Source organism: Flavivirga sp. 57AJ16, assembly GCF_028736925.1.
Lineage (GTDB): Bacteria > Bacteroidota > Bacteroidia > Flavobacteriales > Flavobacteriaceae > Flavivirga.
Window position 1 is genome coordinate 185,014 of sequence record NZ_JAQZAT010000001.1, and the last position, 13,097, is coordinate 198,110.

Below are 13,097 nucleotides of genomic sequence, written 5' to 3' on the forward strand. Positions count from 1 at the left end.
ATTATTCTACTTTAGAGGCTAAAAACATTTTATAATGACTTTTAAATTACCCTTGCTATGCCTTACTATATGTTTATTGAATTGTACAAACCCAAGTACATCTTTATATGTAGGAACCTATACAGACGAAGACAGTGAAGGCATCTATCAATTTGAATTTAATTCTGAAACAGGTGAATTAAATAAAAAACAATTAGCCACAACTTCTGAAAACCCATCATTTATAAGCTATTCGCCCGATAAAAACCATATTTATGCCGTTAATGAAAATGAAAATGGAACGATATCTGCTTTTAAAGTTGAGGACGACAAAACCCTAACATTAATAAACAAAGTTAGTACTCAAGGGGCACACCCCTGTCATGTTACCATTAATAAACAAGGTGATAAAGCAGTAGTTTCAAATTATACTGGTGGAAATTTTTCTTTACATACTGTTGAAAATAATGGTATTTTAAACGAGGCGTTTCAGGTAATAAACCATAAAACCGATAGTCTTATTTCGCATGTGCATTCTGCTCAGTTTTTCAATGAGGACTTATATGTAGCAGATTTAGGTCTTAATGCCGTTTTTAACTACCAATTATCTAACAATAACTATAAATTAGTTTCACCTTCCATTGTGAAAATGGAAAATAATGCTGGTCCTAGGCATTTTTCCTTAACAAAAGACGGTAAGTTCATTTACATTATAAACGAACTTTCAAGCACGATTACTTCGGCTAAAAAAACAAAAAACGGATTTGAGTTTATTGAAACTGTTTCTACATTAGCCGATGCTTTTAAAGAAAAAAGCTACTGCGCCGATATTCATCTATCTAAAGACGAGCAGTTTTTATATGGCTCAAACCGTGGCGAAAACTCCATTGTTGTTTTTAAAAGAGATATAACTTCTGGAAAGCTTAACAAAATTCAAAACATTCGTGTTCATGGTGATTGGCCTAGAAACTTTACCCTGGACCCTACAGGGCGATTTTTATTAGTTGCCAATCAAAAAAGCCACAATATTTCCGTTTTTAAGATTGATGGGGCTACAGGAAAACTCAACTTTTTACATTCAGTTGAGATACCGTCTCCCGTATGTTTATTATTCTAAACAAATGACTGATAATTAAAAAAATATAGTATCTTTGCGCCCTCATTAATAACCGAGGTCGAGAACCTCAAATAATTAATTATTATGCCAGTAAAGATTAGATTACAAAGACACGGTAAAAAAGGAAAGCCTTACTACTGGATCGTAGCAGCAGATGCACGTTCAAAAAGAGATGGTAAATACCTAGAAAAATTAGGTGCTTACGATCCAAACACAAACCCAGCAACCATAGATTTAAATATTGATGGTGCGGTACAATGGTTACAGAATGGTGCACAACCAACTGATACAGCCAAAGCTATTTTATCTTACAAAGGGGCTTTACTAAAAAATCACCTAGCAGGTGGTGTTAGAAAAGGTGCTTTGACCGAAGAGCAAGCAGAAGCTAAATTTACTGCTTGGGTAGAAGAAAAAGAAAGCAAAGTTAATGCTAAAACTGATGATTTAGCTAAAGCAGAAGCAGACGCTAAAGCAAAAGCTTTTGAAGCAGAGAAAGCTGCTAATGAAGCTCGTATTGCTGCAGCTGCTCCTGTTGTTGAAGAGGAAGTTGCTGAAGAAGCGGAAGCTGAAGCAACTACTGAAACTGCAGAAGAGGTTGTTGAAGAAACAACTGAAGCTGTAGCTGAAGAAACTCCAACAGCAAAAGAAGAAGAATAAAAAAGATTTTTTTATACTTTTAAACTCCGATATTTTTATCGGAGTTTTTTATTTAGTCAAACTTTTACAAGTTTGACTAAATAATTCCCACCTTCGTGGGAATCTCATGAGGCTTAGAGATAAATTTTAAAAAGATTCCCACCCCTGTCTGCCGACAGGCAGGTTCGTGGGAATGACAAAATCATTCGTCATGCGAAAAGAAGATTGTTTTTACTTAGGTAAAATTGTAAAAAAATATAGTTTTAAAGGTGAAGTTTTAGCTAAACTTGATACAGATCAACCTGAACTTTATGAGAATTTAGATGCCATTTTTTTAAACTTAAGAAATAATCTCGTCCCATTTTTTATTGAGCGCTCACAGCTTCATAAATCAGAATTATTACGTATTAAATTTGAAGATGTTGATGAAGAAGCAGATGCAGATGCTATAATGAAAAGCGATTTATATTTACCCCTCGACTTACTTCCCAAACTTGAAGGTAATAAATTCTATTTCCATGAGGTGATTGGTTTTACTGTTGAAGACGTCAATTACGGAAAAGTAGGCACCATAAAAGCTATAAACGATTCGACTGCACAATCGCTTTTTGAAATAGACAGAAATGGTATCGAAATTTTAATTCCTATGAATGATGAATTTATAGTAAAGGTGGATAGAGAAAATAAAACTATTATTGTGGAGACCACAGAAGGATTAATAGACTTGTATCTGTAAAATTTTACCTAAACAAACTAAGCAACCTGGGTCAATTCTTCTTTTATTAACCGTAACCCATATTGAACATGATCCTGTTGTTTTATCAATAATCTACAAAGTGATAAAGACAGATTCATTTGCTTAAGTAATTCATTATATTTTTCTATACATAACAGCTCAATTTTATAAATGCCATTTAATAATTCCCTATTATTCTCCCACTGTAATAAATTGTTAAAACTTTTCATATAAAGATGATAGCGTCTTTTTGACATTATTGAATCTTCAACAGAAGCATCAAGCTTTTTAATTTCCTTTTGCAACATTTTACCAAAGTTGCATCGTTCTATACTTTTTTCCTTTAAAAGAGCTTTTATTTTTATGTTGGAATTTTTTTCGTATGCTTTTGTGTAGATTTTTTCAATGACCTCATTCATTAAAATGACGTCGTTCAACTTCACTATAATTTTATTTTCTCTTTTCATTCTGTTAAAATAAGCTAATATTTTTATATACGTTAGCTATAAACTAAACGGATATATTTAGTATTAATTTTATATACTTTTATAATTTTGCTTCAAGTTATCATTTTTATACTATTACTCAAAATTTCAAACACCATTTCATGTCTAAAAATCCCTTTATTTTTAAACAATTTTCTGTAAATCAGGAACAATGTGCTATGAAAATTGGCACTGATGGTGTTTTACTTGGTGCTTGGACATCTATTAAAGAGCAACCGTTTTCAATATTGGATATTGGAGCTGGCACAGGTATTTTATCGCTTATGTTAGCACAACGAAGCCATGCAGAAATTATTGATGCCATTGAAATTGATGATCGTGCTTATGAACAATGCGTTGATAATTTTGAACGATCCCCGTGGGGAGATCGATTATTCTGCTACCATGCTGCACTTGAAGAATTTGTCGATGAGATAGACGACACCTACGACCTCATCATTTGTAATCCGCCTTTTTTTTCTCCCTCTCTGGCTTCACCAGCTTCTTCTGAAGAAGATACGTTAATGTCTAACGCACGAAAAACGGCACGATTTTACGATGCCATGCCCTTTGGGCATTTAATTGAAAGCGTGTCAAAATTATTGTCAGAAAATGGTATATTTTCAGTAATCATCCCATTTAAAGAGGAAAAGACACTAATTGATTTAGCTTCAAATTTCAAACTTACTCCAAAAAGAATACTACATATAAAAGGAACGCCTTCCTCAAAAATTAAGAGAAGTTTAATTGAATTTTCCTTCTGCGCTGTACCTTCAAACACACAGGAAAGCGATCTAAAAGTTAATTGCTTAATCATTGAAACATCAAGACACCTATACACCAAAGACTATATAAATCTTACTAAAGATTTTTATTTGAAAATGTAATCGAATCGATATGAATTAATTAAATTTGAGTCCTTAGATATTGAATTAATAAAAAGAGCGTGCTTTTATTAATAATTTGATTTTAAAACATACTTAAATTTAGTTTTTATGCGACCAGACCTATTCGAAGCTCCCGATTATTATAATCTTGATGAGTTACTTACAGATGAACATAAATTAATACGTGATGCTGCTCGTGAATGGGTAAAACGTGAAGTCTCTCCAATTATTGAAGACTATGCGCAAAAAGCAGAATTTCCAACACAAATCATTAATGGATTAGCAGAAATAGGTGCTTTTGGACCATACATACCTATGGAATATGGTGGTGCTGGATTAGATCAAATTTCTTATGGTTTAATCATGCAGGAAATAGAACGTGGAGATTCTGGGATAAGAAGTACGGCTTCAGTACAGTCTTCATTGGTTATGTATCCTATTTGGAAATATGGTAACGAAGAGCAACGTCAAAAATATTTACCAAAATTGGCTAGTGGCGAATGGGTTGGCTGTTTTGGTTTAACAGAACCTGACCATGGAAGTAACCCAGGGGGTATGGTTACAAATTTTAAGGATATGGGCGACCATTATCTTTTAAATGGTGCCAAAATGTGGATTAGCAATGCGCCATTTGCTCAAATAGCGGTTGTTTGGGCAAAAGACGACACGGGACGCATACATGGTTTAATTATTGAGCGCGGCATGGAAGGTTTTACAACGCCAGAAACCCATAATAAATGGTCGCTGCGCGCTTCGGCAACTGGTGAACTTATTTTCGATAATGTTAAAGTACCAAAAGAGAATTTGTTGCCTAATAAATCTGGTTTAGGAGCGCCACTTGGATGTTTAGACTCGGCGCGTTATGGGATTGCTTGGGGGGCTATTGGCGCTGCAATGGATTGTTATGACACCGCACTTCGATATAGCAAAGAGCGTATTCAATTTGGAAAGCCTATTGGCCAGTTTCAATTACAACAAAAAAAATTGGCAGAAATGATTACAGAGATTACCAAGGCACAGCTATTAACTTGGAGACTTGGTGTTTTACGCAATGATGGTAAAGCGACTTCGGCACAAATATCCATGGCAAAGCGCAATAATGTGGATATGGCCATAAACATTGCTCGAGAAGCCAGGCAAATGCTTGGTGGTATGGGCATTACAGGAGAATACAGCATTATGCGCCACTCCATGAATTTAGAGAGCGTGATTACTTATGAAGGGACACACGATATACATTTGCTTATTACAGGTATGGATATTACTGGTTTAAATGCTTTTAAATAAAGCCTAAAGCTTATTTAATTATTTCACTCGGTTGGCTAACAGGCCGGTAAATCATTGTGAAAATAAAATTCATAAAATGCTTCTCAAATTGGGAAGCATTTTTTATTGAAATTTATTTACATTTACCCTATGTCTTCAAGAACCAGATTAGATAAGGCTTATGCAACTGCTAAGATCATCGACTTTGATGATGACAGCAAGTTTATACTTTTTAGTGATTGCCATAGAGGGGATAATAGTTTTGCAGACGATTTTGCCAACAACAGAAATATTTATTTTCATGCCCTAAAGCACTATTACGCAGAAGGTTTTCAATATTGCGAAATTGGTGATGGTGATGAGCTCTGGGAAAACATTTCTTTTAGCGCTATTTTAAACGCACATAAAAATGTGTATATGCTTATGAAATTGTTTCACAAAGCAAATAGACTGCATATGATTTGGGGAAATCACGATATGGTATACAGAGATCCAGATTATGTTAAAGAACATTTGTCCACTTATTTTGATCCTAAAACCGGAGAAGATGTTGAGCTTTTTAAAAATATTAAGTATCACGAAGGCATTGTTTTAAAACACCGTACAACTGCACAAGAATTATTTTTAACTCATGGCCATCAGGCAGATTGGTGGAATTTTTTGTTTTGGAAATGGAGCCGATTTATGGTACGTGTTCTCTGGAAACCCTTAAATGTTATGGGGATCGCAGATCCAACAAGCCCTGCTAAGAACTACAAAGAACTTATAAAAGTAGAACGCAGAACTAAAAGATGGATTATCGAGAACCATAATTTATTAACCATTGTGGGTCATACGCATAGGCCCCGCTTTCCCGAGCCTGGGGATATTGCTTTTTTTAATGATGGTAGCTGTGTACACCCTCGAAGTATTACCGGCATTGAAATTGAAAACGGTGAAATCTCGTTAATTAAGTGGCAAATTGCCACTAAGGATGATGGCACGCTACAAATTGTACGGGTGTTACTCGAAGGTCCCAGAAAGTTGATCGACTATAAAACCGAATAATTAATTCTATCGCTTACCAGGCTCATGCTCCAAAAAAGATATATAGGCTTTTTAAATACTCCTTTTTTATGGGAAAGTGATATTATTTCGAATTTAAATCAATTCAAGATCATTTCTAAACCTCATAAAATTGATATTGCTATTGATGAAAAATTACGTTTAGGGAAATACATTGAACGGTTTGTTTCCTTTGAATTAGAGCAGCATGAGAATATGTCCATTATAGCCGAAAACATACAAATTCAACATAATAAAACAACCTTAGGTGAATTAGATTGTTTACTGCTTAAAAACAATAAACCCATTCATTTAGAAATTATTTATAAGTTCTACCTGTACGACATCTCAATGGGAACCACTGAAATTGACCATTTTATTGGCCCTAACAGAAAGGATTCCTTAAACGAAAAGCTCACCAAACTAAAAGATAAACAACTACCTCTTTTATATTCCGAAACATGTAAAACCTATCTGGAAACTCTCCATTTAAAATCGGAAGCCATTTCGCAACAAGTCTATTTTAAAGCACAATTATTTGTTCCTTTTTCAAATCAGGACATGCCACTTAAAACACTAAATACAGATTGTATTGCTGGTTTCTATATCAACAAAAATCAGCTAGACCTCTTTAATGATTGCAAGTTTTATATACCAAAAAAGAAAGATTGGCTAATAATGCCTCACGCAAACGTTAAATGGGTGAACTTTAACGAGTTTGAAGCCATCGCTAAAGATTATTTTGAACGGCAATTTTCTCCATTATGCTGGGTGAAATTTAAAAACGGCACATTAAAAAAAGTATTCTTGGTCTGGTGGTAAATATGTTTTTAAAGATCATTTTTTCGAATAAAAAATTATTAACAAATATTTAGGCAAATCAATCTTAGAGCACTTAGAAAAAAACAATATTTTAGCATTGTGAAGTACCAGCCTAAAAATATTTTAATTAGCTGTTTATTAGGAGCTATACTCCTAGTAAACACTGTTAATTTTCACGTTTTCACTCACTTTTTTGATAGTGACGAAAGTGATCCTATTGAATGTGAATATTGTATTCTTGTTGCCCAGCAAGAGGAACCTTTTTATCTTGCCCACCCCTCTTCACCTGTAATAGTGTATAACACTCCCGACCATAAGGGGAAAATTAATATCGACATTCCCAGAGTTGTTAAAAAAACAATTATAACCGATTATTTTTTTAACAAACCCCCTCCTGTTCCTTTTATACCAGGTATACTTTGAATTTACACAAAAAGAAAATGATATTTTTTGTGATAGATGAGGCATAAAATTAAGCATAGCCTTCGCTCTGTTTTATTTTTACAACGAAATGTAGTGCAAAAAGGTGCATTTTATTGTGTAAATCCAAGGTGTAAATGATATTAGTTCTTAGGAACACTTAAAAAAACACTTTATATACACTTCCCTTATAGGGCATGGCTTTATACTACCTATAAGGCTTTTATTAAGATACACTTAATTTATTAACTATGATTGTAACCACAGATCTTACAAAAAAATATGGTGATTTCACCGCCTTGAACAATTTAAACTTAAATATAAAACAAGGAGAAATATACTGCTTATTAGGCGCTAATGGTGCTGGTAAAAGCACGACTATAAATTTGCTACTCAACTTCATTCAGCCTTCTTCAGGAACTGCTTTAATCAATAATATTGATGTTACCAAGCAACCTTTGGAAACCAAAAAATACCTGGCATACATACCGGAAAACCTCATGCTATATCCCACATTATCGGCATTGGAAAATCTTGATTATTTTTCAGGAATAGCAGGCAAGGTATTAACCAAAAGCGAGATGGAAGTCTTTCTACAAGAAGCTGGACTCCAACAAGACGCCTTCAACAAAAAAATAAAAGCATTTTCTAAAGGGATGCGCCAAAAAGTGGGCATAGCTATTGCGTTGGCTAAAGACGCAAAATTATTATTGCTAGACGAGCCTACTTCGGGATTAGACCCAAAAGCGAGTAACGAATTTGGAATGCTTTTAAAAAAATTAAAACAAAAGGGCGTAGCTATTTTAATGGCTACACACGACATATTCAGAGCTAAAGAAATCGCTACTCATATTGGTATTATGAGGCATGGAGTGATACAACATCAATTTGTAGCAGATCAATTATCGCTCTCTGAACTGGAAAAACACTATCTGGAAACTATGAACTATTAAACTTGTTTTATGATACGCAAAACGATTATAAAAGAATTAAAAGAGATCTTTAGAGATGGGAGGTTTCAGTTTTCGGCACTACTTGTACTTCTTTTAATTACGGTAGCTGTGGCTATAGGAATTAACCAATATAAAAACACAAACGAACAATACAAAGCCTCTCAAAGTACAGAGCGCAATATATGGGACAACCAAGGGGAGAAAAACCCGCACTCTGCCGCACACTTTGGGAACTATGTATTTAAACCTAAAAATGCCTTGGCTTTATTAGACCAAGGCGTTGATAAATATGAAGGTGTCTCTATTTTTTTAGAAGCACACTCAAGAAATGAAGCACAATATTCTGCCGCGGGAGACCAAACCGGACTATCAAGATTTGGTGAATTGACCCCAGAGTTTATTTTATTATTTGTGATGCCTTTACTTATTATCATTATTGGCTATAATAGCTTCACTAAAGAAAAAGAAGGAGGGACAGATGTTTTGCTAAAAAGTCAAGGTATTTCTAACCTAAAACTTACCATAGCGAAATTAATCGCAGTTTACATTCCTGTATTTATCATTTGTGGCATACTATTCCTTGTCGCTGGTATTATTTTATCTTTCTTAAAAGATTATGGTGCTTTTAACTGGGCAAGATTATTTTCTCTTTACGTAGTTTATTTACTTTACTATCTGGTTTTTACCCAAATAGTTTTGTTGATTTCTGCCATAACAAAACGTTCTGGTATATCCTTAGTAAGTGCTTTATCATTTTGGATTATAAGCTGCTTTATAGCACCAAAAACAGCTTCAAATATTGCCGAATTAAATTATCCTTACCCAACAAAACAGACATTTTTGAGTCAATTAAATCAAGCTAAAAAAGGTGGTTTAAATGGGCATAACCCTTGGAGCAAAGAATCTAAAGCCCTAGAAGCTAAACTACTAAAAGAACACAATGTAAGTCATGTATCTGAACTTCCTTTTAATTTTAGTGGTTACATTATGCAAAAAGGAGAAGAGCATGAAGCCGAAGTCTATTTTAAAGAATATAGTAAGCTGAAACAGCAATTCTCTAATCAGGCAAATACCTATAAGGCCTTAGCTTTTATCTCTCCTTTTCTACCTGCAAGATTTTTGTCTATGGGAATTGCAGGTACAGATTATGAAAGCCATATGGCTTTTGCCGAAGCAGCCGAAGCTTATAGAATAAAAACACAAAAGTTTTTAAATGACAATAACATGAATAATTCCAAATATGGTGAACGGGGATATAGAGCTGATGCCGATTTTTGGAAAACACTTCCCAATTTCACTTATACACCAGTAGGATTAAGTACTGTTATAAATCATCAAAAAACGAATATGTTTCTTTTGATTTTTTGGGTGATTTTATCTGCGATATTGTTATTTACTTCAACTAAAAAAATATAATATGCTTTCTTATAATTTTACATACGAGCTTAAATTACTTATCCGTAACAAGTGGCTGCCAATTCTTGGCTTATTACTTGTTATAACGTTTGCCTTTGCAGCATTTAACGGAAATTCCAGAACACAAAAGCGCATAAAGGAAATAACAAATATTGAAACAAAAACAGAGCTGAGTGATGCTAATATGCTCAAACTTTTAGATTCTGTGGAAAAGGGGCTGGAAGTTAAAACCAGTTTTAGAAATATTCCCAATACACCTATGGCCATAGGCTATCAACATCCCAGAGCAGTAACCATGACACCAAACGGTATGAGCGCTATCGCCATTGGTCAAAGTGATATTTTTACCGATGTTATTATGCCTATAACGGTTGACGACGATTTTGGTATTGATTTTACTGAAATGACAAGTTCTATACAGTTATTATTTGGAAGTTTTGATCTTACATTTGTAATTATTTATTTGTTGCCTTTGCTCATTATTGCTTTTTCATACAATATTCTATCGGCTGAAAAAGAGCGTGGAGCGCTTCGCCTATTAGCATCACAACCTGTTTCTATTTATAAATGGATATTTCAAAAAATGCTACTCCGCTTTTTTTGGCTAAGCCAAATTGTGATTGTTGCATTGGTGATCTCATTTTTAATTAATAACATTGACCTTGCCCAAATTCAATTTATCTGGTTACTAGGACTTATATTGGTGTATATACTGTTTTGGTTTTCCCTATCGTTTTTAATTAATCTGCTGGGTAGTTCTTCTGCTAAAAATGCGGTGTTTTTAATTGGCTTATGGGTGTTTTTTGTATTATTAATCCCCTCTTCCATAAACCAAATAGCGCATAGCATTTACCCCATACCTTCCAGGAACAAAATGGTAAATACTATGCGAACATTAAAAGTGGATGTTTCTAAAAAACAAGATAAGGTGTTAGATCATTATTTAAGAGATCATCCCGAATTAGCGTCAAAAGAAGAAGACAAAGGGAACTATACTTTCTGGCATAAATATATGGCAAGCTTAGATTTAGTTGCTCAAGAAATAAACCCCTTATTCTCTTTATATGACGAACAACTTGAAGCGCAACAATCTTGGGTTAAAAAATGGACATGGCTATCACCTTCTTTAGTCATTAATAAAGAAATGAATCGTATTTCTGGGAATTCTACTGCTGATTATCAAAATTTTAAAAATCAAGCTTTGGCATTTTCTAAACATTGGAGAAACCATTTAATCTTTATGCTATATAATAAGCAGCCTTTTACAACAAAAGACTATCGTACCTTACCAAAATTCACCTATAAACCTTTAAAGTTAAATGGTATTGGTAAGCATATAGTCATAGAGCTTATACTTTGTGTCCTTATTGGCTTATTGGCTGTATTTCTATTTAAAAAGCGATTACAAAAAGGAATTGCTATTTTAAACAATTAGATTTGGACTGAGTCGTCCTAAAATAGGTTGGCAATTTTAATAAATTAAAAAAAAGGCTGTCTGAAAAGTGTCATTCTGAATATTACCGAGAAACAAAATATATTTTGTTTTGAAGGTAGCTGAGAAGCTGTTATGAATCTCTTAAAAACATAATATATAGATTTAAAAAACTATAAGATTCTTCACTATAGCCTGTACTGAGCGTAGTCGAAGTACTCTGAATGACAAATTTTATTACTTTTCAGACTGCCTCTTTTTTTAAGTCATTCCTTGAGTTTTCTATTTTAACTCTCTGGTGCTAACTCAACCTCTAGACCCTGCATCTCTGGAGTTATTTGTATCTGGCATCCCAGACGACTATTATCTTTTACATCAAAAGCTTCAGCGAGCATCGCCTCTTCATCGTCGCTCATTTCTGGCAATTCTGTTTCGCTTACCACATAGCATTGGCATGATGCACACATAGCCATCCCCCCACAGACACCAATAGTGCCTTCGGGAGCCAGTTCATAAGACCTTACAACTTCCATAAGGTTCATTGCCATATCTGTTGGTGCGACAACCTCATGCAATTTACCTTCTCTATCTGTTATTTTTATATTGATATCAACCATCATTTTAGTGCAAAAATTTCACCAAAAATAATACTTAATTTAGAATAAAAAAATTAATTCCTACTAAAATGGTAGGAATTTAAGAAAATAAATTATTTTTGCTCTATTAATTAAGGGCATTTATTTAAAAATAAACCTGTTTTTAGGGTATAATCCCTAATAGGTAAGTATCTTCATCAAGTGCGTAAAGATCAAGACGGGAGATGAACTAACCTCTTTCTTAAAAGCAATTAAAAAGCAAGGCATGAAATAGGTTTATGTATGTTTTTAATTAAAACACCTGGTAAATATCTCCCGAGAAAAACAGATCGTCTGTTTTACTAAACTTAGATTTACTCTTTACTTCGGCAGTTAAGGCATTCTTTCTTTCTTCAAAGGTGACATCTTCAAAGCTCCTAATAATACCAGTAACCAACGGGTATCTTAATCTAACCAGCATTTGATGCAATGTGGGATCTTGTTCTTTGGCATTATGAATTAATATATCCTTTTCTGTTATTCCATTTTCACCTACAGTAACGACTTCCAGTTTTAAACCGTTTAACACCAACCCTTTGTCTTTTTCTTTACCAAAAATCATCGGCTCGCCATGTTTAACATATAGCTGCTTATCTTCCCTTACTTTCTTGTCTGTAAATTTATCGAAACAACCATCATTAAAAATTGGACAGTTTTGTAATACTTCTATTAAAGACGTCCCTTTAAATTTTTCGCATTCAATAAAAATTTGGGTCAATTCTTTGGGGGTATTTCCTCCTATTCTAGCAAAGAATCGTGCTTGTGCACCTATCGCTAATTCACCAGGAGAAAACGGTGGTTGCGTATTACCATAAGGCGATGATTTTGTTTTTTGTCCTATCAAAGATGTTGGTGAGAATTGACCTTTGGTCAAGCCATAAATTTCATTATTGAACAATATAATATTCAAATTTACATTTCTACGCAATACATGAATAAAGTGGTTGCCACCAATTGCCATAGAGTCCCCATCACCAGTAATTACCCATACGCTCAAGTCCGGGTTTGCCATTTTAACACCCGTTGCAATGGCCGGAGCTCTTCCATGTATGCTGTGCATGCCATAAGTATTCATATAATAAGGGAATCGCGACGAACATCCAATACCAGAAATAAAAACGACATTTTCTTTTTTAATGCCCATTTCTGGAAGTGCTTTTTGCATGGCACGTAAAATAACATAGTCATCACAACCTGGACACCACCTTACTTCTTGATCGCTAGCAAAATCCTTAAAAGTGTATTTTTTTACAGTGGCTTCCATAACTT

At 34.1% G+C, this 13,097-nt stretch carries 13 protein-coding genes; 10 read left to right on the plus strand and 3 right to left on the minus strand.

The window, feature by feature from the left end:
* Positions 1-34 precede the first annotated feature (34 nt).
* From PQO00_RS00750 to rimM, 3 genes are all read left to right on the plus strand, one after another.
* Positions 35-1,096 (plus strand): lactonase family protein, encoded by a 1,062-nt coding sequence (locus tag PQO00_RS00750; RefSeq protein WP_274182904.1) that lies wholly within the window; start codon positions 35-37, stop codon positions 1,094-1,096.
* A gap of 84 nt (positions 1,097-1,180) precedes the next feature.
* Positions 1,181-1,753, plus strand: coding sequence for a 30S ribosomal protein S16 (locus PQO00_RS00755; protein WP_274182905.1), 573 nt, complete (start codon positions 1,181-1,183; stop codon positions 1,751-1,753).
* A gap of 190 nt (positions 1,754-1,943) precedes the next feature.
* Positions 1,944-2,468 (plus strand): ribosome maturation factor RimM, encoded by a 525-nt coding sequence (rimM, locus tag PQO00_RS00760; RefSeq protein WP_274182906.1) that lies wholly within the window; start codon positions 1,944-1,946, stop codon positions 2,466-2,468.
* Between the two features lie 17 nt (positions 2,469-2,485).
* Here the strand turns inward: rimM and PQO00_RS00765 are convergent, their stop codons facing one another.
* Positions 2,486-2,935 (minus strand): hypothetical protein, encoded by a 450-nt coding sequence (locus PQO00_RS00765; protein ID WP_274182907.1) that lies wholly within the window; start codon positions 2,933-2,935, stop codon positions 2,486-2,488.
* A 140-nt stretch (positions 2,936-3,075) separates the two neighbouring features.
* Between PQO00_RS00765 and PQO00_RS00770 the strand changes: the two genes are divergently transcribed.
* The 7 genes from PQO00_RS00770 to PQO00_RS00800 all read left to right on the plus strand — a co-directional run bounded on the left by PQO00_RS00770 (position 3,076) and on the right by PQO00_RS00800 (position 11,196).
* Positions 3,076-3,840: a tRNA1(Val) (adenine(37)-N6)-methyltransferase gene (locus PQO00_RS00770; RefSeq protein WP_274182908.1), complete on the plus strand. Its 765-nt coding sequence runs from the start codon at positions 3,076-3,078 to the stop codon at positions 3,838-3,840.
* A 108-nt stretch (positions 3,841-3,948) separates the two neighbouring features.
* Entirely contained in the window at positions 3,949-5,127 is a 1,179-nt protein-coding gene (locus PQO00_RS00775; RefSeq protein ID WP_274182909.1) for an acyl-CoA dehydrogenase family protein, read from the plus strand.
* 129 nt (positions 5,128-5,256) lie between these two features.
* On the plus strand, positions 5,257-6,153 hold the full coding sequence (locus PQO00_RS00780) for a metallophosphoesterase family protein (protein ID WP_274182910.1): 897 nt from the start codon (positions 5,257-5,259) through the stop codon (positions 6,151-6,153).
* Positions 6,154-6,177: 24 nt separating this feature from the next.
* The gene (locus PQO00_RS00785; protein WP_274182911.1) at positions 6,178-6,972 is read left to right on the plus strand and encodes a DUF1853 family protein; all 795 of its coding nucleotides are present in this window, start codon (positions 6,178-6,180) and stop codon (positions 6,970-6,972) included.
* Between the two features lie 671 nt (positions 6,973-7,643).
* Complete coding sequence (locus PQO00_RS00790; RefSeq protein WP_274182912.1) at positions 7,644-8,345, plus strand: ABC transporter ATP-binding protein; 702 nt, start codon at positions 7,644-7,646, stop codon at positions 8,343-8,345.
* 9 nt (positions 8,346-8,354) lie between these two features.
* Positions 8,355-9,761, plus strand: coding sequence for a DUF3526 domain-containing protein (locus tag PQO00_RS00795; protein WP_274182913.1), 1,407 nt, complete (start codon positions 8,355-8,357; stop codon positions 9,759-9,761).
* Between the two features lies 1 nt (position 9,762).
* Entirely contained in the window at positions 9,763-11,196 is a 1,434-nt protein-coding gene (locus PQO00_RS00800) for a DUF3526 domain-containing protein (RefSeq protein WP_274182914.1), read from the plus strand.
* A gap of 284 nt (positions 11,197-11,480) precedes the next feature.
* Here the strand turns inward: PQO00_RS00800 and PQO00_RS00805 are convergent, their stop codons facing one another.
* Positions 11,481-11,810, minus strand: a complete 330-nt coding sequence (locus tag PQO00_RS00805) for a 2Fe-2S iron-sulfur cluster-binding protein (protein ID WP_274183204.1) — start codon at positions 11,808-11,810, stop codon at positions 11,481-11,483.
* Between the two features lie 271 nt (positions 11,811-12,081).
* The gene (locus tag PQO00_RS00810) at positions 12,082-13,092 is read right to left on the minus strand and encodes a 2-oxoacid:ferredoxin oxidoreductase subunit beta (RefSeq protein WP_274182915.1); all 1,011 of its coding nucleotides are present in this window, start codon (positions 13,090-13,092) and stop codon (positions 12,082-12,084) included.
* Positions 13,093-13,097 lie beyond the last annotated feature (5 nt).